General features: G+C 58.5%; 19 protein-coding genes. 6 read left to right on the plus strand and 13 right to left on the minus strand.

What is annotated here, in order from left to right:
* Nucleotides 1–80 precede the first annotated feature (80 nt).
* From ACO07N_RS20995 to ACO07N_RS21005, 3 genes are all read left to right on the plus strand, one after another.
* The gene (locus tag ACO07N_RS20995; protein ID WP_421984467.1) at nucleotides 81–1,286 is read left to right on the plus strand and encodes an amino acid ABC transporter permease; all 1,206 of its coding nucleotides are present in this window, start codon (nucleotides 81–83) and stop codon (nucleotides 1,284–1,286) included.
* Nucleotides 1,287–1,298: 12 nt separating this feature from the next.
* A complete protein-coding gene (locus ACO07N_RS21000; RefSeq protein ID WP_421982892.1) occupies nucleotides 1,299–2,450 on the plus strand; it encodes an amino acid ABC transporter permease in 1,152 nt (383 codons plus the stop codon).
* 66 nt (nucleotides 2,451–2,516) lie between these two features.
* Nucleotides 2,517–3,320, plus strand: a complete 804-nt coding sequence (locus tag ACO07N_RS21005) for an amino acid ABC transporter ATP-binding protein (RefSeq protein WP_421982893.1) — start codon at nucleotides 2,517–2,519, stop codon at nucleotides 3,318–3,320.
* Nucleotides 3,321–3,423: 103 nt separating this feature from the next.
* Here ACO07N_RS21005 and sseA read toward each other — a convergent pair whose 3' ends face one another.
* The 6 genes from sseA to ACO07N_RS21035 all read right to left on the minus strand — a co-directional run bounded on the left by sseA (nucleotide 3,424) and on the right by ACO07N_RS21035 (nucleotide 9,759).
* Entirely contained in the window at nucleotides 3,424–4,269 is an 846-nt protein-coding gene (gene sseA / locus ACO07N_RS21010) for a 3-mercaptopyruvate sulfurtransferase (protein WP_421982894.1), read from the minus strand.
* A 9-nt stretch (nucleotides 4,270–4,278) separates the two neighbouring features.
* Entirely contained in the window at nucleotides 4,279–4,752 is a 474-nt protein-coding gene (locus ACO07N_RS21015) for a GFA family protein (RefSeq protein ID WP_421982895.1), read from the minus strand.
* An 18-nt stretch (nucleotides 4,753–4,770) separates the two neighbouring features.
* A complete protein-coding gene (locus ACO07N_RS21020; RefSeq protein ID WP_421982896.1) occupies nucleotides 4,771–5,487 on the minus strand; it encodes an alanyl-tRNA editing protein in 717 nt (238 codons plus the stop codon).
* A gap of 115 nt (nucleotides 5,488–5,602) precedes the next feature.
* Nucleotides 5,603–6,502 (minus strand): FAD-dependent oxidoreductase, encoded by a 900-nt coding sequence (locus ACO07N_RS21025; RefSeq protein WP_421982897.1) that lies wholly within the window; start codon nucleotides 6,500–6,502, stop codon nucleotides 5,603–5,605.
* A gap of 681 nt (nucleotides 6,503–7,183) precedes the next feature.
* Nucleotides 7,184–8,698 (minus strand): cardiolipin synthase, encoded by a 1,515-nt coding sequence (gene cls, locus ACO07N_RS21030; RefSeq protein ID WP_421982898.1) that lies wholly within the window; start codon nucleotides 8,696–8,698, stop codon nucleotides 7,184–7,186.
* A 26-nt stretch (nucleotides 8,699–8,724) separates the two neighbouring features.
* The gene (locus ACO07N_RS21035) at nucleotides 8,725–9,759 is read right to left on the minus strand and encodes a cysteine synthase A (protein WP_421982899.1); all 1,035 of its coding nucleotides are present in this window, start codon (nucleotides 9,757–9,759) and stop codon (nucleotides 8,725–8,727) included.
* A gap of 315 nt (nucleotides 9,760–10,074) precedes the next feature.
* Here ACO07N_RS21035 and ACO07N_RS21040 point away from each other — a divergent pair, with 315 nt between their 5' ends.
* Together ACO07N_RS21040 and ACO07N_RS21045 are read left to right on the plus strand one after the other, a co-directional pair.
* A complete protein-coding gene (locus tag ACO07N_RS21040) occupies nucleotides 10,075–10,719 on the plus strand; it encodes a ChrR family anti-sigma-E factor (protein ID WP_421982900.1) in 645 nt (214 codons plus the stop codon).
* Between the two features lie 58 nt (nucleotides 10,720–10,777).
* Nucleotides 10,778–11,620, plus strand: coding sequence for an SDR family NAD(P)-dependent oxidoreductase (locus tag ACO07N_RS21045; protein ID WP_421982901.1), 843 nt, complete (start codon nucleotides 10,778–10,780; stop codon nucleotides 11,618–11,620).
* Nucleotides 11,621–11,645: 25 nt separating this feature from the next.
* On the opposite strand, the gene ACO07N_RS21050 is transcribed toward ACO07N_RS21045, so the two are convergent.
* From ACO07N_RS21050 to ACO07N_RS21080, 7 genes are all read right to left on the minus strand, one after another.
* Nucleotides 11,646–12,875 (minus strand): class I SAM-dependent methyltransferase, encoded by a 1,230-nt coding sequence (locus tag ACO07N_RS21050; protein ID WP_421982902.1) that lies wholly within the window; start codon nucleotides 12,873–12,875, stop codon nucleotides 11,646–11,648.
* A gap of 19 nt (nucleotides 12,876–12,894) precedes the next feature.
* Nucleotides 12,895–13,740: a DUF1365 domain-containing protein gene (locus tag ACO07N_RS21055; protein WP_421982903.1), complete on the minus strand. Its 846-nt coding sequence runs from the start codon at nucleotides 13,738–13,740 to the stop codon at nucleotides 12,895–12,897.
* Complete coding sequence (locus ACO07N_RS21060) at nucleotides 13,737–15,035, minus strand: NAD(P)/FAD-dependent oxidoreductase (protein ID WP_421982904.1); 1,299 nt, start codon at nucleotides 15,033–15,035, stop codon at nucleotides 13,737–13,739. Before ACO07N_RS21060 ends, ACO07N_RS21055 begins: the two co-directional genes overlap by 4 nt.
* Before the next feature lie 287 nt (nucleotides 15,036–15,322).
* Nucleotides 15,323–15,919 carry a hypothetical protein gene (locus tag ACO07N_RS21065; RefSeq protein ID WP_421982905.1) on the minus strand — a complete coding sequence of 199 codons (597 nt, stop codon included), beginning with the start codon at nucleotides 15,917–15,919 and terminating at the stop codon, nucleotides 15,323–15,325.
* Between the two features lie 474 nt (nucleotides 15,920–16,393).
* The gene (locus ACO07N_RS21070) at nucleotides 16,394–17,140 is read right to left on the minus strand and encodes a copper homeostasis protein CutC (RefSeq protein WP_421982906.1); all 747 of its coding nucleotides are present in this window, start codon (nucleotides 17,138–17,140) and stop codon (nucleotides 16,394–16,396) included.
* Nucleotides 17,137–18,048 (minus strand): ROK family protein, encoded by a 912-nt coding sequence (locus ACO07N_RS21075; RefSeq protein ID WP_421982907.1) that lies wholly within the window; start codon nucleotides 18,046–18,048, stop codon nucleotides 17,137–17,139. The genes ACO07N_RS21070 and ACO07N_RS21075 overlap by 4 nt, the downstream gene beginning before the upstream one ends.
* A 123-nt stretch (nucleotides 18,049–18,171) precedes the next feature.
* Complete coding sequence (locus tag ACO07N_RS21080) at nucleotides 18,172–19,053, minus strand: N-acetylmuramic acid 6-phosphate etherase (protein WP_421982908.1); 882 nt, start codon at nucleotides 19,051–19,053, stop codon at nucleotides 18,172–18,174.
* Nucleotides 19,054–19,511: 458 nt separating this feature from the next.
* Here ACO07N_RS21080 and ACO07N_RS21085 point away from each other — a divergent pair, with 458 nt between their 5' ends.
* On the plus strand, nucleotides 19,512–20,273 hold the full coding sequence (locus ACO07N_RS21085; protein WP_421982909.1) for a GntR family transcriptional regulator: 762 nt from the start codon (nucleotides 19,512–19,514) through the stop codon (nucleotides 20,271–20,273).
* Nucleotides 20,274–20,276: the final 3 nt, after the last annotated feature.

Consider the following 20,276-nt stretch of genomic DNA (forward strand, 5'->3'; position numbering starts at 1 on the left):
CAGAAGCAGATAAAACGTGAAAGAGGCGAGGCGACAGGCCGGGCTCTTTTCGTGAACTTGGGCGAGGTTCTATGTCAGTAATGGAGCAGGACTCGGCGGGGGCGCCGGCGCGTGCTTCGCTGATGAACGATCCTAAAGTCCGCGGTTACTTCTATCAGATCCTTCTGGTGGTGCTGCTGCTGACCTTCGGATACATCATCGTGACGAACACTATCGCCAACCTGGAACGGCAAAACATTGCCTCGGGTTGGGGATTTCTTGAGAATACTGCCGGCTTCGGCATTATTCAGTCGCTTGTACCATACACGGAAACGTCGAGTTATGGACAAGCCATCTTCGTAGGCTTCCTGAATACGGTTCTGGTTGCGGTCGTCGGCATCTTCATTGCAACGGTCATCGGTTTCCTCGTCGGTATCGCGCGGCTTTCGAACAACTGGGTCATCAGCCGCATCGCCTATTGCTATGTCGAGCTGGTCAGGAACGTTCCACTGCTTCTGCAGATCTTCTTCTGGTATTTCGCGGTTCTGCGCGCAGTTCCCGGCAAGCGGGAAAAGTGGTCGCTCTTCGACACCTTCCATCTGAACATCGCAGGCTTGCGTGGTCCGAAACCCATCTGGGAGCCCGGTGCGGAATTCATCGGCTACGCGCTGATCATCGCTATCGTCGCCTCCGTCTTCGTGTCCCGTTGGGCACGCAAGCGTCAGGAGGAAACGGGTCAGCAGTTTCCGGTGTTCTGGACCGGTCTTGGCCTCATCATCGGCCTGCCGGTGATAACTTACTTCGTCACCGGAATGCCGATAACGCTGGAACACCCGAACTTCGTGGAGACGGGACCGGCACTGCGCAGAGGCTTTGAACTGGGTGTCGGGATGAACCTCATTCCGGAATTTCTCGCCCTGACGGCTGCGCTGGCGATCTATACCGCTGCCTTCATTGCGGAAATCGTTCGCGCGGGTATCCAGGCGGTCAGCCATGGACAGACGGAGGCATCGCATGCCCTCGGTCTGCGCCAGGGACCGACCCTGCGCCTGGTGATCATCCCGCAGGCAATGCGCGTGATCATTCCGCCGCTGACAAGTCAGTATCTGAACCTGACCAAGAACTCGTCGCTCGCGGTCGCGATTGCGTTTCCCGACCTCGTGTCGGTGGGAGGCACCGTGCTCAACCAGACTGGTCAGGCAATCGAAATCATCGGTATCTGGATGGCGGTCTATCTGTCTCTCAGCCTGATTACATCGGCCTTCATGAACTGGTACAACCAGCGCATGGCGCTCGTGGAAAGATAGGGAGCGCACATCATGGCTAACACTGATATCTTTCAGATGAGAACGGAAGAAGCGCCGACATTGCCGGCGCCGGTGTCCACCACCGGTGCTATCGGATGGATGCGCAAGAACCTGTTCTCCTCAGTAACCAACACGATCCTGACGTTTATCGGCATCCTGCTCGCTTACTGGATCATCGCACCCTTCATCCAGTTCGCATTCATTGACGCGGTCTGGACGGGGGACAACCGTGAGGCCTGCCTGCCGCAGGACGGCGGTCACGGAGGCGCGTGCTGGGCATATGTCGAGGCATATTTCCCGCAATTCATCTATGGCCGGTACCCGTCCGCCGAAACATGGCGCGTCGATATCGTCTATGCGCTCTTCGCTCTGCTCCTGGTGCCGCTTGCCATCCCGAGCGCACCGTTCAAACGGACCAACGCGATCCTGTTCCTGGTGGTGTTCCCGATCGTGGCGTACTTCCTGCTCACCGGTCTCGTCATCGGCGACACGGTCGTGCTTCCGATCGTTGAAACTGCGGTTTGGGGCGGTCTGCTTGTCACGCTTGTGATCGCGGTAACCGGGATCGTCGCGTCCTTGCCTCTTGGCATTGCATTGGCGCTCGGCCGGCGGTCGCAGATGCCGATCATCAAGCTGGTGTCGATCATCTTCATCGAGTTCTGGCGCGGTGTTCCGCTCATCACGGTGCTGTTCATGTCGTCTGTGATGCTGCCGCTGTTCCTTCCCGAAGGGGTGACGTTCGACAAGTTGCTGCGTGTTCTGATCGGCGTGACGCTGTTCTCCGCAGCGTATATGGCGGAAGTCGTGCGCGGTGGTCTGCAGGCCATTCCAAAAGGACAGTATGAAGGTGCAATGGCGCTGGGTTTGCGGTTCTGGCCGATGATGTATCTCATCATTCTGCCTCAGGCCCTGAAACTCGTGATCCCGGGCATCGTCAACACCTTCATCGGGTTGTTCAAGGATACCACTCTGGTCCTGATCGTCGGCATGTTCGATCTTCTCGGTCAGATCCAGTCGTCCTTCACGGATCCCACCTGGTCAACGCCAAGTCAGGGCCATACCGGGTATCTGTTTGCGGCGATCGTATTCTTCGTGTTCTGTTTCGGAATGTCGCGATACTCCATTTTCATGGAGAACAAGCTTCATACCGGACACAAACGCTAACGAACTGCAGCCGGAGCGCGCGGACGGCCGCAGCGCTCCGGTCCTTCGAAATTTTGGAGTGAACCCATGAGTGAAAATGCAGTAAACGCGGAAGAGCTCTCCGCCGACCGTTCGAAAATGCAAGTGTCCGACACGGATGTTGCGATCGAAATCAACAACATGAACAAGTGGTACGGCGACTTCCACGTCCTCCGAGACATCAATCTGAAGGTGATGCGCGGCGAGCGGATCGTTATCTGCGGACCTTCGGGATCCGGCAAGTCGACGATGATCCGCTGCATCAACCGGCTGGAAGAACATCAGGCCGGGCAGATCCTTGTTGACGGGATCGAGTTGACGAACGACCTGAAGAAGATCGACGAAATCCGCCGCGAAGTCGGCATGTGCTTTCAGCATTTCAATCTGTTCCCGCATCTGACGATCCTGGAGAACTGCACGCTGGCGCCGATCTGGGTGCGCAAGATGCCGAAGAAGGAAGCCGAAGATATCGCGATGCACTATCTTGAGCGCGTGAAGATCCCCGAGCAGGCCCTGAAATACCCGGGTCAGCTTTCCGGCGGTCAGCAGCAACGTGTTGCGATTGCGCGCTCCTTGTGCATGAACCCCAAGATCATGCTGTTCGATGAGCCGACATCGGCCCTCGACCCGGAAATGATCAAGGAAGTTCTCGACGTGATGGTCGGTCTTGCCGAGGAAGGCATGACCATGCTCTGCGTCACCCACGAGATGGGCTTTGCCCGCAAGGTCGCAAACCGCGTGATCTTCATGGATGCCGGCCAGATCGTTGAACAGAACGAACCGGAAGACTTCTTCGTGAACCCGCAGCACGAGCGCACGAAGCTCTTCTTGAGCCAGATTCTGCATCACTGATCAGTTGCGTCACCAACAACCGAAAAGGCCCTGGAACACGCGTTCCAGGGCCTTTTCTGTTTTCTCTTGGAGCGTCCGCCGGACGGCGTTCGTCTGACTACCGTCACGGTTCCCCGGTCACGACCTCCGTGTCGTCGCGGCCGCCCCATTCGGTCCAGGAGCCGTCGTAGACGCTGACATCCCGGACGCCGAGGACGGTGAGACCCAGAGTGAGGATCGCGGCCGTCACGCCTGAGCCGCAGGTCGTGGTAATCGGTTTCTGCAGGTCGACCCCGGCGTCCTTGTAGATCACTTCGAGGTCGGTGCGTGCGCGAAACGTTCCGTCTTCTTTGATCAACTGCGTGAAGGGAAGATTGAGCGCATTCGGCATGTGGCCCTGACGCAGTCCCGCTCTGGGCTCGGGTGCGGTACCGGCAAAGCGGTCTGCGGACCTGGCATCGAGCAACTGTCGGTCTCCTGTTTCGGTCGAGCGCCTGACCTGCGCCAGATTGGCGACCGCGCCGTGATTGAGCCGGGAGGTGAAGTGGCTTTGCGGTTTGCGCGGCACGTCGTCCGTGAAGGGCCTGTTTTCTGCGCGCCACTTCGGAAAGCCGCCATCCAGCACGTAGACGCTGTCGGCACCCATGGTGCGCAGGGTCCACCAGACCCGCGGTGCGGAATAAAAACCGAAATCGTCATAGACGACGATTGTCTGTCCGTCGCCGATCCCGAGCTTGCGCATCGCGGAGGAGAACACGTGCGGCGCAGGCAGCATGTGCGGCAGGTCGCTGTTCTTGTCGCAGATTTCGTTGACGTCGAAGAACACCGCACCGGGGATGTGCGCGTTCGGGTAGACCGGCGGTGCATCGGGATGCGTGACCGGTGGCATCCAGGCGTTGACGACCACCAGATCCGGGGAGTCAAGATGATCGGCCAGCCATTGGGTCGAAACAAGCGGATGGTCGGACATTGAAACTCCTCAACTCTGGTAGAGCCCTTTGGATTTGTGCCATTCCTCGATGGACAAATCGGGATAATTCTTGAAGTGGACGTGACCGATACCGAGCGGCACCTCGATCCAGTCGGGCTTGTACTCAAGCATGATATGGACGGTTTCAGGTGGCTTTGGCAAGGGGGTGTCGATGACACCGGCATGCGGATGGACCAGATCCGGCCAGCGTGGATCCCAAACCCAGAGATGCGTCCCGCATCGCTTGCAGAAGTGCCGTTCGGCAGGGCTCTGCGTACCGTCGATGTCTGCGTGATAAACGGCTTTCGCCTCAGTTCCTGTCGTCTTCAGACTGTCCGCATCGCCCATGAGGTTTATGGCATAGCCGGCACTACCGCCGACCTTGCGGCAGACGGAACAATAACAGCGCATGTAGGGGTAGGGCGTCTTGCTCTCCAGCTCAAACCGGATCGCCTTGCAATGACAACTGCCGGAAAGGTGCATGATCTTGCCTCCTGTACCCTAGTCCGCAAGACCTATGCGAACCCTTCTGTTCTGTTTGCCCTTCTTCTCGGTTTTGCCGATCGAAAGTTCCCCGATCTCCGAAGTTCTGGAAACGTGGGTGCCGCCGCACGGTTGAAGGTCGACATCCTTTCCGATCCGGACCAGCCTGACCCTGCCGGACCCTCTGGGCGGTTTGACGGACATGGTTTTGACAAGCGCCGGATTGGCGTCGAGTTCTTCGTCGGTGATCCACTCGGTAGTGACCTCGTGATCGCCGGCCGCAAGCTCATTGAGCACCTTGTGCAAGCTGTCCTTGTCCACTGTTTCATCGCCCATGTCGAAATCAAGACGACCTTCCTTGTCGCCGATCTGGCCGCCAGTGACGGGAAAGGGCAGGGCGACGGAGAGCAAGTGTAGCGCCGTGTGGACCCGCATCATCCTGTAGCGCCGCGCCCAATCGACATGCACAATCGCCTCGCTGCCCGGTTCGGGCAGGGATTGGCCCTCCGAAGGAACGTGAACAATGGAAACCCGGTCGGCGTCATAGACGGTCGTCGCGATCTCGATCTGCGTGCCGTCGGCAAGCTCCAAGTGGCCGCTGTCGCCAGGCTGGCCGCCGCCGGTGGCGTAGAAGACGGTTCGATCAAGCAGCAGACCACCGCGCTCGTTGACGCCCGTCACCTTTGCTTCGCACGTGCGCAGGTAGGCGTCGTCACGAAACAGGGGCGTGGTCATGGTTGGCTCCAGGTCATCGTGTTGCGGGCCGGTGAGCAGCCCGCTGGAAGGGTGAAACAGTCCCGCAGCCTATAGACCCGGACGTGATCCGTCGACCTTTGTTGCGGATCTGAAATCACTTGCCGAAGCACTGGTCCATCACGATGGTCGCGGCCGCCATGTTGCCCATGTGCAGGGCCGTCGGCGTGTTCTGGTGCCCCGGATAGGTGAGGTCGCCGGCGGCATAGATATCGGGCTCTGACGTGCGAAATCCGTCATCAACAGCCACGTAGCCCGCATCCGTCATTGTCAGATCCAGATTGGCGACAAGACTGGTCTGACGTTGGTGGGGAAACACCAGCAGGCAATCCAGGTCTGTCGTCCCACCACCCGGAAATTCCGCGCGCTGCAGGTTGCCATTTTCCGAAACCAGCCTTTGCGGCAGTCCGTCAATGATGTTGGCGCCGAGATCCCGGATCTGCTGACGCCTGTCCGGGCTCGGCGATAGTCCGGGGTTGACGAAATAGGTGAGGTTCGGCGTCCAGTTGCGGTAGATCTCCGCGGCATCGAGTACCTCCGGCCGATGCGCATAGATACCCCAGCGCGCGTCTTGCCATTCGATCCCGTGGCAGAACGGACAGTTGATGACGCTTTGGCCCCAGCAGGCCTCCAGTCCCGGCAGATCGGGCAAGATGTCGATCATTCCGGTTGCCAGAAGGACCTTGTCTGCACGGATCGATGATCCGTCATCGCGAACCAGCGTGAAACTGTCCTGTGCACGCTTCAACTCGCTGATGCCAACGTCCTCGATGACGGCATAGGGATAGGCGCCGATATCACCACGAATGTCTTTCCGAACGTCACCTGGCGCGCGTTTGTCCAACCCCGGCAAAGCCGCCACGAAGGGCGATGCCGCGTTTCTGGAGGGGGGCGGGGCATCGAAGACGATCGATGTCATCATGGAGCGTGACAGCGTCAGTGCCGCCGCGAGGCCCGCCGGTCCGCCGCCGATGATGGCCACTTGTGTCTTTTCCATGCTTGTTCCTCTTGGTTCGGCTGATTGCCCGGGCGGTGTAAAGCTGCAACGCAGGACCTGCCTGGCACCCGCAGGCATCCGCCCGGCGGCACAGCTGGACAAGCGTGACCGCCGGCGAACACCGGCAAACGAGACCGCCGGAGCACAAGAATGCAGATGAACAGAGAGCGCGCAACCAAATATATGCCCGGTCCCGGCGCGTGCTGCGCACTCAGAATATGCTGCGCATCCTTCGAGACAGGCCTGTGGCCTTCCTCAGGATGAGGCCCGCGATTGGCGAAACTTGCTTGACTGATGGATATTGTTGAAGAACCCATTGTCCCACCATCGTCACCCCGGGCGAACGGAGTGAGACCCGGGGCCGGGGAGCCCGGGTGTGCCGTGGGAAAGCAGACGAGCCGCAAGGGCAGAGACGCCCCGGTCCCGGTACGCGCTGCGCTTGGCCGGGAAGTCCCGTGTGCGCAAACAAACCTCATCCTGAGGAAGCGCCTTAGCGCTGTCTCGAAGGATGGGCCGGGTACTCGGAATATGCCGCCCATCCTTCGAGACAGGCCTTTGGCCTTCCTCAGGATGAAGCAGAGCGTCAGTCAAACACCCGAGCGGGCATAGGAATTGGGCCAAAACGTTTTGCTACCCACCGTCCTCACCCCGGACGAACGGGGTGAGACCCGGGGCCGTACTCTAGAGGATCGGAGACAGCAACCGGGCACCTTGCGCGAAAACGCGGAAGACGTAGCTTCTAGAGCGGAATGCGTCCGGCCATGTCAGGCTTGCCTTCTCGAAATCCACCTCCAGCATCGCCTCGACGTTCTGGATCATCCGCTCATGCGTGAACCACAGGGTCAGTTCGAAATTGATCTGAAAGGACCGGTTGTCGAAATTCACCGTTCCGATCGAGACCAGGTCATTGTCGAGCAGGGTCACTTTCTGGTGCAGGAAACCGTCCGTATACCGGTAGACCTTCACGCCGCGCTGAACGAGCGTATCCTCGTAGGCATGGGTTGCAAGCCATACCGTCCAGTGGTCCCGTTTCTCGGGCAGCAGGATACGCACGTCGACGCCGCGCATGGCCGCGGCTGCAAGTGCCGTCTGAACGTCGAGTGACGGAACGAGATAGGGTGTCGTGATCCACAACCGCTCCTTCGCGCGCGCAGCGGCCTCGACGAACGCGATGGCGCACTCCTCGAGTTTGTCCGCAGGTCCGGTCGGCATGACCAGAACCGACTCGTCGCCCGGCATCGGAATGTCGCGCACCTGCGGCAGGTCGATGCGCTCGCCGCTTGCCCACAGCCAGTCCTCAACGAATGACAGCGCGCAGGCAACTGCCGCAGGGCCTTCCACCTTCACATGGGTGTCGCGCCAGTGACCGAACCAGCGATCGCGTCCGACATACTGATCGGCGACGTTGTGGCCGCCCACGAATGCGGTACGGAAATCGATGACGACCAGCTTCCGGTGATTGCGGTAGTTCAGCCGCATCGGGCCGAGAAGCCGCAGGAACTTGTGGTTTTCGTTGAAACCGCACACCTCGACCCCGGCATCCTTGAGGCGATTGAGAAAGGCTCTGGACAAGGAATGGCTGCCGACGTCGTCATATAGAAACTGAACCCTGATGCCGTCCCTGGCACGCGAGATCAGGGCGTCCGCCATTTCGCGCCCGAGTTTGTCGTCGTGAATGGCGAAGAACTGAAAGAAGATGCTGCTTTCAGCGGCCGCAATCGCTTCCTTGATAGCCGAAAAGGTCGCATCGCCGTCGATCAGCAGTTCCGACGTGTTTCCGGCGAGAAACGGGACACCGGCGACGCGTGTCAGCACGGGCCAGTCCCGGGTTTCCTCGTGATCCGTAAGCCCGAGTTCGTCCGCACGTCGTGCTCTTTCGGCACGTCCAAGCGATGCCTGTATCTTCGCGTAGTCCGAAAACGACCTCCAGCCGAAGACGAAATAGAGCGGAACGGTCAGGTAGGGCAGGAAAAACAGCGACAGCAGCCAGGCAACGGACCCTTGCGAGGTCGTTGAATTCATGACTTCCCGGACTGCGCAGATAATGGCGGTGGCATACATGAGCACCACGAAGGCGGCGACGAGACCGAGATTGTTCGCCATCATGTCGAGAATGCCGACATCGGTGACGGCGTCCTGGATCACGGCCTGTGCGTCTGCGCCGTCCTGCGCGAGGGTCGGGTCATCCTGCCCCATGGAATTTCAACCCATGCTGTTCGGGCTCACTCGAACGGAGCCTGAAGTGTTGTCTGCTTTTCGAGCCAATCGGGCACCGGTAGATTCTTCGATCTGAGAAAATCCGGATTGTAGAGTTTTGAATGGTACCTGGTTCCGTGATCGCAAAGGATGGTCACGATTGTTTTTCCCGGACCGATTTCCTTTGCCAGCCGCCGGGCTCCGGCGAGATTGATCGCGCTTGAGCCGCCAAGAAGCAGACCTTCGTTTTCGGCCAGGTCAAAAACCAGCGGGAGTGCGTCCTCGTCGGCGATCGTGTAGGCGTAGTCCACCTTCACGTCCTGAACGATCGGTGTCTTGCGGCCGAGCCCGATTCCCTCGGAGATGGATCCCCCTTCGGACGCGACGGCTTCCCCTGTGGTGAAGAGCGATTGCATCGCCGCACCGCGCGGATCGGCGCAGCCGATAACGACGCCGGGTTTGTTTTCCTGAAGGTACTGGGAAACGCCCGACAGTGTGCCGCCGGAGCCGACGGCGCAGATAAAGGCATCCACGCGGCCGCCGGTCTGGGCCATGATTTCCGGCCCGGTCGTGACGTAGTGTGCCTTCTTGTTGTCGAGGTTGTTCCACTGATCGGCGAAAATGACCCCGTTGGGCTCGCTCTTGGCCATCTCCTCGGCCAGACGGCGCGCGACATGCTGGTAGTTGTTGGGATCCCTGAAAGGCTTTGCGGGAACCTCAACGAGTTCTGCGCCGCAAAGACGCAGCATGTCTTTCTTTTCCTGGCTCTGCGTTTCCGGAATGACGATCACGGTCCTGTAACCGCGCGCACCAGCGACAAGGGCAATGCCGATCCCGGTATTGCCGGCGGTTCCCTCGACGATCACACCACCCGGTTTCAGATCGCCCTTTGCTTCGGCTTCCAGGATCATTTGCCGCGCTGGTCTGTCCTTCACGGACTGTCCCGGATTCATGAATTCGGCTTTGCCAAGAATTTCACAGCCGGTTTCCTCCGAGAGGGCTTTCAGGCGAATCAGGGGGGTATTGCCAATCGCGTCGACAACGGAAGCGGACACAGTCATTTTTTCATTCCTGGCTGATCTGGCCACCAAGCGGGAAAAGGCCAAATGGTATTCATTGGACCGGGACGCTAAAGGCAGCAGCATCCAGGATCAAGTTTGCAATTTAAGTGCTTGGCCTTCGAATGCCAGCGCCGGCAACCGTTTTGCGATGGATTTTCCGCTAATCTATTGAAAGTGAGCATGGAGTTGTTCTGCAAAACCACTGGATGAAATTTTAAATTGGAATATTTTTGGTGTAGAACATGATCCGGAAAACGTTGCACTACGTACCGGCTTTAAAGCTAAATGGGTGCTTGGAGTTAAATGAGAGCGGAAATGGAAAAGAACGTGACCGGAATGGATGAACTGCTTGCTGGCTATGCGGCCGGTACGCTGTCCTACCCGGCACAGGCGCTGGTTGGAGCGCATCTGGAACTGAGCGACCAGAACCGGGGCTATGTCTCGTCGCTGGAAAGCCTCGGTGGTGTCAGCTTGAGCGACGCCGATCCGGTTGCATTCAACGACCGGGACTCCATGCTTTCGGCAATCTTCAGTGACGATGCCCCTCTTTCGAACGACAATACACCATTGGTGCAGAGCGGCAGTAATGTTCCGCATTCGCTGCAGAGCATTATCGGACGGTCGATGGAAGGGTTGCCCTGGAAGACTCTGCTTCCCGGCGTGAAGGAGTGCAAGTTCGGCGAAATCGACGGTTGCGCGAGCAGCTTGATCTGGGTGCGCGCTGGCCGGGCCATGCCCTCGCACACGCACCACGGTACGGAACTGACACTTGTCCTGCAGGGCGGGTTCACTGACGAGGACGGGCACTTCGTGTCCGGCGATCTTGCCTTTGCCGATGGCGATGTCGATCACAAGCCTATTGCTGACGAAGGCGAAGACTGCATTTGCTTTGCGGTGACCGCAGGGCGTCTTGAACTGACCGGACCGGTCGGCCGCTGGTTTGCACCTTTTATGCGGTGACCACAAATCCGCACTCCGGGGCCTGTGCGTATAATCGGTACAGGCCAAGGAGATCGTATTGCCTCAGACACAATTCGTTGCCCACCCCACACACGGAGCTGCCTGGATCACGGGAGCAAGCTCCGGCATAGGCTATGCACTTTCCCTCGCACTGGCGAAAGAAGGCTGGCGTGTTGCCGCTACGGCGCGCTCCAAGGATGCACTGGAAGCGCTGAGCGCAGCTGCGCGGGACCTCCCTGGAGAGATTGTTGCCTATCCCGGTGACGTGACGGACACGTCGCTTATGGCGGAGCATTGCCGCTCAATCGAGAGAGATTTGGGCGGTGTCGCACTTCTCGTGGTAAACGCGGGGATTTATCTTCCTCAGGATGGGCTGGACGCGGATGTCGATGCATTTCGCAAGAGTTTTGACGTCAACCTGATGGGCGCGGTGAATGTGCTGCTGCCGGCGATCGAGGCGATGAAACTGAGATCCCGCGGGCAGATCGCGATCGTGTCCTCAGTCGCGGGATACAGCGGTTTGCCGACATCAGCCGCCTACGGCGCCTCAAAGGCGGGGCTGATCAACATGGCCGAGTCATTGAAGTTCGATCTCGACCGGGCCGGCATTCGAATTCAGTTGGTCAATCCCGGTTTCGTCGATACGCCGGCCACCAAGTCCAACCCGTTTCCGATGCCGCATCTGATCACGCGTGAAGAAGCCGCCGGGGAAATCATCAAGGGTCTTCAGCACCCTTCGAAATTCGAAATCGCGTTTCCAGGGGCCTTTGTCAGGCAACTGAAGATGCTCAGGATGCTGCCCTACCGCGCCTATTTTGCCCTTGTCTCCAGATCGACCGGCTGGAACAAGAAAAAGCCCACACGCCTGGAGAGTAAAAGGCCGGCTGAAGAGCCGGCCTGAGAGTGTCTGGAAGCCTGATGCTTGGTCAGGAGGCCTTGACGTAGACCATCTGGCGCACGTCGATATTTCCGGCACGGAACCCGGCTTCACAATAGTGAAGATAGAACTCCCACAGACGTTTGAAGCGCTCGTCGAAGCCCATCGGCCGGATCTGCGGCCACGCTTGGCGGAACCGCTGCCGCCACTCGGCGAGCGTGCGCGCATAGTCCTGTCCGAAGATCTTCTGTTCGGCGAGGTCCAGACCCAGCGACTTTCCGATGTCGACGAGCCTGCCGGGCGGCGGAAGCATGCCACCTGGAAAGATGTACCGCTGTATGAAATCGGTGCCGCGCCGGTAGTCTTCGAACATCGTATCCTGGATCGTGATGATCTGAAGTCCGGCCTTGCCGCCCGGCTTGAGACAGTTGGAGAGCTGGCTGAAATAGGTTGTCCAGTATTTCTCTCCGACGGCCTCGAACATCTCGATTGATGCGATCCGGTCGTAGACACCACGCTCGTCGCGGTAGTCCTGAAACACCACGTCGACCTTTTCGTTGAGCCCGGCGTTGAAGATGCGCTCGCGCGCATAATCGTATTGTTCACGGGAAATCGTCAGCGCCTTGACATGCGCGCCGACCGTCCTTGCGACGTGTTCTGCGAACCCGCCCCAGCCGCAACCAATCTCGAGAACGGTATGACCAGGCTCGATGCCGGTCTGCTTCACCAGCGACGCATATTTTTCCGCCTGAGCCTGTTCCAGGTTGTTGGTTTCGTTGCTGTAGATCGCCGACGAATAGGTCATCGAGGGATCAAGCCATTCCTTGTAGAAGGCGTTCCCGAGATCGTAATGCGCGGAAATGTTCCGTTTCGACCCCCGGCGTGTGTTGGAGTTGAGCCAATGCCGGACCGAAAGCAGGATACGGGTCAACGGCTGTCCCTGGATCGCTTCAAGGGTCGATTCCTGGTTTATGCAGAACACTTCCAGGAACGTCGTTACATCCGGCGACGACCAGTAACCGGCCATGAAGGCCTCGCCGACTCCGACATCGCCCGCCTTGACCACCATGCGGAAGAACCGCCAGTCGTGAATGTCAAGCACGCCGTGAGGCCCGTCCTCGCGGCCCTGGATGCTGAACTTTCTGCCATCAGGAAAACTGATTTCCAGCGACCCGTAGCGGATTCGCAAGGCAAGGCTGGCAGCCATGCGCGCGAGGCGAGGGGCGCCCTTGAGTTGTTTGCGCAGATTATGTCTGGTTAGTGCAACAGGCTCACTCATCGCAAAACCTCTTGAAATGTCACTTGTCCGAAGCCAGTGAAACCGGCCGCTCTCCCAACCGGCCCTGACTTGAACGGTCAACGGGCCGGGGATGGAATGGTACACGCTTGAGCCAGATTTTAAAGGCTTCCCAATGGATTGCCATAATCACCTTCGCCGAGAGGAAGGGAACGCGAACGCATTCCCTGAAAATCGCACGGGATGTCAGCGGCGTACCGGACCCGGAAAAAGTCGCAGACAAAAGTGGCCCTTTGGCGTCCGTTTCGAGGATCCTGACCCTGACCGCATCGCCGGGCGGCAGCATGCGAAAATGGTAGTGCTGCTCCATGCTGATGAACGGCGAAACGTAAAACTCCTTTGACTGGCTCTGTCGCACGCCTGCATTGCTCATCTGACCGGTTTCGATCGGCAGGACGTAGGTGTGCAGCCCGCCAAACGTGTTGCGCACCTCGTAGACGATTGCCGTCAGTTGATCGTCGTCGTCATATGCGTAGTAGACGCTCAACGGATTGAACCCGTAGCCGAGGAGCCGCGGATACGCGAGAAGCAGCACCCTGGAGGGTCTTTTGACCGACTTCTTGCCGAGCAAGGTATCGATATGGCGCCTGAGATCGGAGCCGTCGCGCTTGCCGTGATCCTTCTCGTGAAAGGACAGGAGATTGAACCGGTTCACGGAAAAGAAGCGGGAAAGCTTGCGGGCTTTGCCGAGCTGGTCGAGATCTAACAGCAGTGAGAACACGGAGTAGCTGAACCTGTGTTCTGCAGGCTTCATGCGGTGGTGCATCACCTGACCGGAGTAAATAGACGCCGGACCGTCCGGCGGTTCGCCGTTGTCGCTCATGGTATTCCGGTTTTGCCGGGTCATTCCGCCGCTTCCAGATACGCCGTTTCAGCCTGTGGTTTTTCCCATGGCAGCTGCGCACCGAGCCGTTTTGCCACGGCAAGACCAGAGGCGAGGCCGTCCTCGTGGAAGCCATGTCCGTTCCATGCGCCGCAATACCAGGTGTTGTTCACACCCTGAATTTCTTCCATGCGCTTCTTGGCACGCAGTGCCGCGGCGTCGAATTGCGGATGATCATAGATGTATTTTGCGAAGGTCTTGTCCTCGGAAGGCGCTTCGAAAGGATTGAGGGTCACGAATACGGGTTTGCTGCGGTCGATGTTCTGAAGCCGGTTCATCCAGTAGCTGACCGTCACGTCGCGTGTTTCGCCCGCGTCGCGGTCGGACATGTAATTCCACGATGACCAGACCTTTTTCCGCTTGGGCATCAGGCGTTCGTCGCGATGAAGGTAGACTTCGTTCGGACGGTATCTGATGGCGCCGAGGATGTCCCGTTCCTGCGGGCTCGGATCTCCGAGCATGGCAAGGCTCTGATCCGTGTGGCTTGCCAGGATAACATGGTCGAAGACATCGCTGTGGCCGGTTGCGTCCTTCACCAGAACTTTCTGGTTTTTTCGCGTGATTTCGACGACGGGCGCCGCGAGCCTGATCTTTCCTGCCAGAGGGGCGAGCAGCCTGTTGACGTAGTTCCTGCTGCCGCCCGAGATCGTCCGCCAAAGTGTGGGTTCGAAGGACAGAAGGCGGTGATTTTCGAAAAACGCGACGAAGCTTTCTGCGGGATAGGAGCGCATCTCGTTGATCGGCGTGGACCAGATCGCTGCCCCCATCGCGAGCAGATAGTCATTTATGAACCCTTGCGAATACCGGTTCTTTTCCAGATAGCCGCCAAGGGTCTCTCCGGTCAGCCTTCCTGCGTGCAGATCCACAACGGACTGCTTGTTGAAGCGGAACATGTCCTTCAGCATGAAAAGGAACCGCGGCGACAGCAGGTTTGAGCGTTGCGCGAACACCGTGTTGACCGAGTCGCCGGACCATTCGAGGCTGCCGTTGTCGGCCGAAAGCGCAAAGCTCATGTCACTTGCTTCGGTGGCAACGTTGAGGTGGTTCAACAGCGCGGTGAAGTTCGGATAGTTGCGCTCATTGTAAACGATGAAACCGGTGTCCACCGAAATCGGCGTTCCGTCGTAGTCAATGTCGGCTGTCGCGCTATGGCCTCCGGCCCGGCTTCGTTTTTCGTAAAGCACGATGTCGTGCTGTTCACTGAGGGCCCAAGCAGCACTGTTTCCGGAGATCCCGGAGCCGATGACGGCAATCCGCATGTTCATTCCTTTTCGAGTCTGGGCAGTCCGCAAGGACTTGCGGCCAGGCGAGATTTTATTGCTTTTGTAAAGGGGGTTACGGCGCAGAAATCAGCTCGGATCACGCAGAGCGATGAATTTAATAATTTATTTTGCCCGGCAAAACTGGATCCTGATGCCGGGGGTATCAATTGAAACGTGCCGCGCCGGTTCAATTGCAGGTAACGGCGCACCATTGACGGACGCAAAACGGGCCCGCTCGGAAAACGGGCCCGTGAGTTTCGTCACGAAAAAAAGAAATAGTCCGGTCAGGCCTGCAGCGTGTCAACCAGCCAGTTCCAGGCAATCTCCACACGGGTTCTGGCAGCATCGAAAAACGCGACAATGTTGTTCCAGACCGATTGGCCGAAGTCTGCGACCTGCAACATCGTTCCGCGCTCGACCGGCTCGTTTTCGGTTTCGATCAGTTCGACGGTCGTTGCGTCCGCGCCTTCATTGACAACCCTGCGGGTCACCATGAGAGCGCCTTCGGTGACGAGACGCGACTCGTCCTTGCCGGCAACCACGGTCTCCTGATCCATTGAACGCACGACAACGGCACGCCCGTCAGGCAGCAGATGCGTCTCGTTCTGACTGACCTCGGAATCGTAAATGACTTCACCGTAGGAATCGATGAGTTCCACCCAGACGGTGTTCTTGCCATCGAGTTCGATTTCACCAACCCAGATGGTCAGCTCACTCTCCAGCGGATCCTTCTGGTCAACCGTCGCAGACGCAACGGTAACCGCTAGGCGGTCCTCCGGCAGGGTGATGGTCTCCTGAGGAAGTTGTTCGGCTAATGCGCCGCTCGCCATGGCGAGGATGAGACCGAGCGCAATAGTTCCAGCTCTGGTATTCCGTTGCATGTACGCCTCCCAAGGCTAATACAACCAGCTCAACCGCACTTGGGGCACTTGCGGATACGGCCTGTTTTTTGGCTCTTTTCCGCAGAATTTCTATGTTTTATAAGCGTGCGCCCCACGCTGCGCGGTCACGATTTTGCCATTATCGCACCACATTCTAGGTTTTGAGTGTAACGAACATCACATTTTTCGGTGATATCATTTACTTTCTATAAATAAATGTGGTTTTTGGTCGGCGATTCAAGGTCATTCACCGCGACGTGACCGAAACTATCCTGTTAAAATTGCTGATGAGTTGAAGCTGATCCTGTCATAATTGGCAATTGGTGTCTCTGAAAACAGGCCAATGGTAGCTTTGATTAAAATTTTCGGCAATCGTGAATCGTTCCTTAACGTAAATTTCGATGCTTTACGTCAGGTATTCTGTCCTAATCATTGGCAGTGACTTGAAGGACGCGGCATCTCAGACGGAACGTCTCACGTCCTGTTTTCGTCAAATGTGTCGATGGCGGCTCTCAGCAGCCGCACATGCTCGGCACTCGTCACCCGGATGCCATCCTGCGCTATGAAGCCCAGGCTTACTTCCGGCTGGTTCGATGAGTGGGCCTTCTCCAGTACCGAACAGGACGCGTGTAATTCGTGCACGCCCGTCTCGGCCAGAATGCGCGATGCGTTCAGATGGCTCACGCCCGACCCGGCCATGATGGAGATACGCCCCTCGGCGAGACGGACAATCTCGGCAAGCGCCTGAAGATGCCGGTCCGCTTTCCGGCCCTGGCCGGAGGTAAGAATGCGTTCGAAGCCGGCTTCGATCGCATCTGCGATCGCCAAGGGGAAATCGTGCAGCGTGTCGAACACCCGATGAAGCGTACCTTGAAGCCCGCTGTGGCGCAGGGCAGGGGAAAGGAACTCGATATCGAGACGTCCGTCAGAAGTGGCGGCACCTGTCACGATACCGCTCATGCCGTGGTGACCGGCCAGTTGAATATCCCTGAGCATGATCGTCTTTTCGGCGTCCGAATATCTGAAGTCACCCGAACGCGGCCGGATCATGGCATAGACCGGAATGGGCAATCTTGATGCCGCGGCCATCATGCCTGCAGACGGGGTCAAGCCGCCCTCGGACAGAGCTGCGCATAATTCGATCCGGTCGGCACCGTTTTCTGCCGCAATCCAGGCCCCTTCAATCGTGTCGACACACACTTCCAGGTTCGTGCCGGTCATTCCCCGACGCTCCCGAATATCCTGCGTGCGAAGATGCCTGCGCCGTGCAAGCCTCCGTTCTGCGCGAAGTCCCCCCGCACGACCAGTGGCTCTGCGTAGCTTGCCAGGACGAGATCCCGCGTTTTTCGGTCAATCAGTTCGAGTAGCTTGCTGTCATTGGACAGTCCGCCGCTGACCGGAATGACGTCGGGCCCGAGCGTATTGACCAGCACCGAAAGCGCACGGCAAAGAAGCGTCGTGAATGCGTCGACGGTTTCTGTTGCTTCCTCGGATCCTTGGTGCCAGTCACGGGTTATCTCACGGCTTGATAAACGGGTGCCATGCAATGAGGAATGGATGCGCTCCATTCCGCGGGCGGACCCCACGGCGTCAACGCAACCGACCAGGCCGCAGCCGCAGGCAAAGTGCCCGATCCGGCTTAGCGTTCCACCCGCCGCGGGATCAATGATGGGGCCGTGACCCCATTCCCCGGCAATCCCGCCGAAACCGGTGACGAGATCACCGTTGATCACCAGGCCGCCGCCGACGCCGGAACCCAGAATGATCCCGAAAACGACGGGTTTGTTGCGCCCGGTTCCGTCGACGGCTTCGGCAAGCGCAAATGCGTTGGCATCGTTGATGATTGCGACCGGAAGGCCGAGGGCAGCACTCAGTTCCTTCTCGACTTCGCGCCCGTGCAGACAGGGAATGTTGGCGACATCGGCAATCCCGGTCCTCTGATCGTAGGCGCCGGCAAGCGAAATCGAGATCCGCGATGTTGCCGTGGCGGCCGCCTTCTTCACGGCCTGCACAAATTCTTCCCAGTCGTTTCGGGGGGTCTCTATGCGTTCACTTTCCTCTACGGTACCTGCAGACTGCAGCGCGCCGGACCGGATGAACGACCCTCCAATGTCGTAACAGGATATCATGGCCGGTTCGCTGCTCCTCGTGCGCGACAATTGCAAGTCAAATTAGATACCAATATGCAACCAATTTGCCGGGCAGTAAATCAAAAAGTCGCGCTGCTGGTCGCCGCGTCTCCTGCGCCGGCGTTACAGAAACGAACGCAAATTCCCGTCGTTCCGCGCCAATGCATCTTCGGCGGCTTCGGCATCCAGGTCCTTCAACAGCATCAGGACCGCGACCTTCAACCGGCCATCTGCTTCCGTCAGCGCGTCCAACGCGTCCTGCGGACTGCAATCGGTCAGATCCTGAAGGATCCGCTGCGCGCGCTGTCGAAGCTTGTCGTTGTCCGCTACCAGGTTGACCATGTGGCCCCGCACGGCGTGTCCGAGCTTGAGGGCGACAAGCGTCGACATCATGTTGAGAGCCGCTTTTTGCGCGCTCGCAGCACCGAGCCGCGTTGAGCCGGCGATGATTTCGGGCGGTGTTTTCAGGAAGATGGCGTGTGTAACCTCGCGCATCAGCGGTGTGTCGGCGTTGTTGGCAATACCCACGGTCACGGTGCCTGCACGGTTTGCCGCCTGAACGGCTCCCAGCGTGTAGCGCGTCGTTCCGCTCGCGGAGACGGCAATCAGGACATCTCCCGCGCCAAGACCGGACTCCCCGAAGTCCTTGAGCCCGGCCTGCGTGTCGTCCTCATGCACACCGGCGAGATTGAGAAGATTTTCAGCGCCACCGGCATAGAGAATACACATGCGGTCCGGGGAAAATCCGAAGGTGCCCGGCAATTCAAGGCAGTCGGTCAGCGCCGTGAGGCCGGCACTCCCGGCACCTGCATAACCAATCTTGCCACCGGACGCCGCCGCCGTATGAAGACACGCCGCCGCCCTGCAGATCTGCGGGATAGCATCGCGGGTGGCTTCGAGCGCTTCCAGCTGCCTCTGGAGGATGATCGAGAGAACTTCCTCATCGGGCTTCGTCGACAGGCCAATGGATTGGGGGTCACGGTCTTCGGTCGTCGGCAGGGTCATATTCCGGAAACTCGAACACTAGGGTACGGACTCATAAATGAGGCGGAAATGGTTTGAGGCGGATTGCTTCTCCTCAAGGAGCGGAAGCGCGGGAAATGTGGTTCATTTTCAAGCCTTTCGAGACGCCGGGGAGGCGCAATCCGGTCAAATCCGAAGGACATGGAAATGGCTTCACCCCGTGTCGTCAGAGTGCTTGACCGGGCAGGAAGCCCGCTCTGCGCACCCTTCCTGACGGGATTTTGCCATTTCGCCTGCCATTTCAGTCTCATTTGTGGGTCCGTACCCTTGCGTTTTTTCGCCGAGACAAGCCAAGGAAAAGCAGGTCCACCATAAAGGCGGCTGCAGCTGCCGACGGTGCCTCGCGGTTGGGTGAATTTCTTTTAACACTTGATTTTAGGTTTCGATAGAGTTTAAATTGGTATCTGAAAGGTATTATTTTCACCAAGGCGTCGCGCCCAATGACAGACTTCGTTTCCATGCTGGAAAAAGGCGACTGGCTAGCTGCTTCAAGCGGGCCAAGATACCTGTTGTTGCGCCGGCGTATCCTGCAGGCGATCGACGAAGGCGTTTTGAAGGAAAACGAGCCTTTGCCCTCCGAAAGGGATATTGCCGCGATAACCGAACTTTCCAGGGTCACGGTTCGCAAGGCAGTGGCCGGTCTTGTCGAAGATCAGGTCGTGGTCCAGAAGAGGGGAAGCGGGTCCTTTGTTGCGCCGAAAGTGCAAAAGGTCGAGCAGCGCCTGTCCAGCCTGACGTCCTTCAGCGAGGACATGGCACGCAGGGGAATGGACGCCAGCAGCGAATGGCTGAAGAGAGGCCTGTTTCCCGCATCGCCGGAGGAAATGTTCACACTCGGCCTGAGTTCGGGCGAACGCGTTGCCCGTGTCGAGCGTCTCAGGAAAGCGGACGGCACGCCGATGGCGATCGAAAGGGCGTCGCTGTCGGAAAAGGTGTTGCCCAACCCGGAACAGGTTTCGACGTCGCTTTACGCGGTACTGCGCGCGTCCGGCATGCAGCCGGTGCGCGCGATCCAGCGCATCTCTGCCAGAAGCCTGGAGCAGACGGATGCCGGCATTCTCGGCGTTCCGGTCGGTTCCGCCGGTCTCAAGATCGAACGCGTTTCCTATCACGCATCCGGCCATGTCGTGGAATTCACGCGGTCGGTCTACCGTGGCGATGCATATGACTTCATTGCAGAGCTGCAAATTACGGAAGACTAAATT

Origin of the sequence: Roseibium sp. (assembly GCF_965229775.1) — a bacterium.
In the GTDB taxonomy this organism is placed as follows: Bacteria; Pseudomonadota; Alphaproteobacteria; order Rhizobiales; family Stappiaceae; genus Roseibium.

What these genes read in the sequence shown, in the direction of transcription:
- ACO07N_RS21085 (WP_421982909.1), top strand. Translation starts at nt 19,512, where the DNA reads ATGACAGACTTCGTTTCCATGCTGGAAAAAGGCGACTGGCTAGCTGCT.
- ACO07N_RS21080 (WP_421982908.1), bottom strand. Translation starts at nt 19,053, where the DNA reads ATGACCCTGCCGACGACCGAAGACCGTGACCCCCAATCCATTGGCCTG.
- ACO07N_RS21075 (WP_421982907.1), bottom strand. Translation starts at nt 18,048, where the DNA reads ATGATATCCTGTTACGACATTGGAGGGTCGTTCATCCGGTCCGGCGCG.
- sseA (WP_421982894.1), bottom strand. Translation starts at nt 4,269, where the DNA reads ATGTCCGACCATCCGCTTGTTTCGACCCAATGGCTGGCCGATCATCTT.
- cls (WP_421982898.1), bottom strand. Translation starts at nt 8,698, where the DNA reads ATGGGGCAGGATGACCCGACCCTCGCGCAGGACGGCGCAGACGCACAG.
- ACO07N_RS21040 (WP_421982900.1), top strand. Translation starts at nt 10,075, where the DNA reads ATGGAAAAGAACGTGACCGGAATGGATGAACTGCTTGCTGGCTATGCG.
- ACO07N_RS21020 (WP_421982896.1), bottom strand. Translation starts at nt 5,487, where the DNA reads ATGACCACGCCCCTGTTTCGTGACGACGCCTACCTGCGCACGTGCGAA.
- ACO07N_RS20995 (WP_421984467.1), top strand. Translation starts at nt 81, where the DNA reads ATGGAGCAGGACTCGGCGGGGGCGCCGGCGCGTGCTTCGCTGATGAAC.
- ACO07N_RS21055 (WP_421982903.1), bottom strand. Translation starts at nt 13,740, where the DNA reads ATGACCCGGCAAAACCGGAATACCATGAGCGACAACGGCGAACCGCCG.
- ACO07N_RS21060 (WP_421982904.1), bottom strand. Translation starts at nt 15,035, where the DNA reads ATGCGGATTGCCGTCATCGGCTCCGGGATCTCCGGAAACAGTGCTGCT.
- ACO07N_RS21050 (WP_421982902.1), bottom strand. Translation starts at nt 12,875, where the DNA reads ATGAGTGAGCCTGTTGCACTAACCAGACATAATCTGCGCAAACAACTC.
- ACO07N_RS21025 (WP_421982897.1), bottom strand. Translation starts at nt 6,502, where the DNA reads ATGGAAAAGACACAAGTGGCCATCATCGGCGGCGGACCGGCGGGCCTC.
- ACO07N_RS21065 (WP_421982905.1), bottom strand. Translation starts at nt 15,919, where the DNA reads ATGCAACGGAATACCAGAGCTGGAACTATTGCGCTCGGTCTCATCCTC.
- ACO07N_RS21005 (WP_421982893.1), top strand. Translation starts at nt 2,517, where the DNA reads ATGAGTGAAAATGCAGTAAACGCGGAAGAGCTCTCCGCCGACCGTTCG.
- ACO07N_RS21015 (WP_421982895.1), bottom strand. Translation starts at nt 4,752, where the DNA reads ATGCACCTTTCCGGCAGTTGTCATTGCAAGGCGATCCGGTTTGAGCTG.
- ACO07N_RS21000 (WP_421982892.1), top strand. Translation starts at nt 1,299, where the DNA reads ATGGCTAACACTGATATCTTTCAGATGAGAACGGAAGAAGCGCCGACA.
- ACO07N_RS21035 (WP_421982899.1), bottom strand. Translation starts at nt 9,759, where the DNA reads ATGACTGTGTCCGCTTCCGTTGTCGACGCGATTGGCAATACCCCCCTG.
- ACO07N_RS21070 (WP_421982906.1), bottom strand. Translation starts at nt 17,140, where the DNA reads ATGACCGGCACGAACCTGGAAGTGTGTGTCGACACGATTGAAGGGGCC.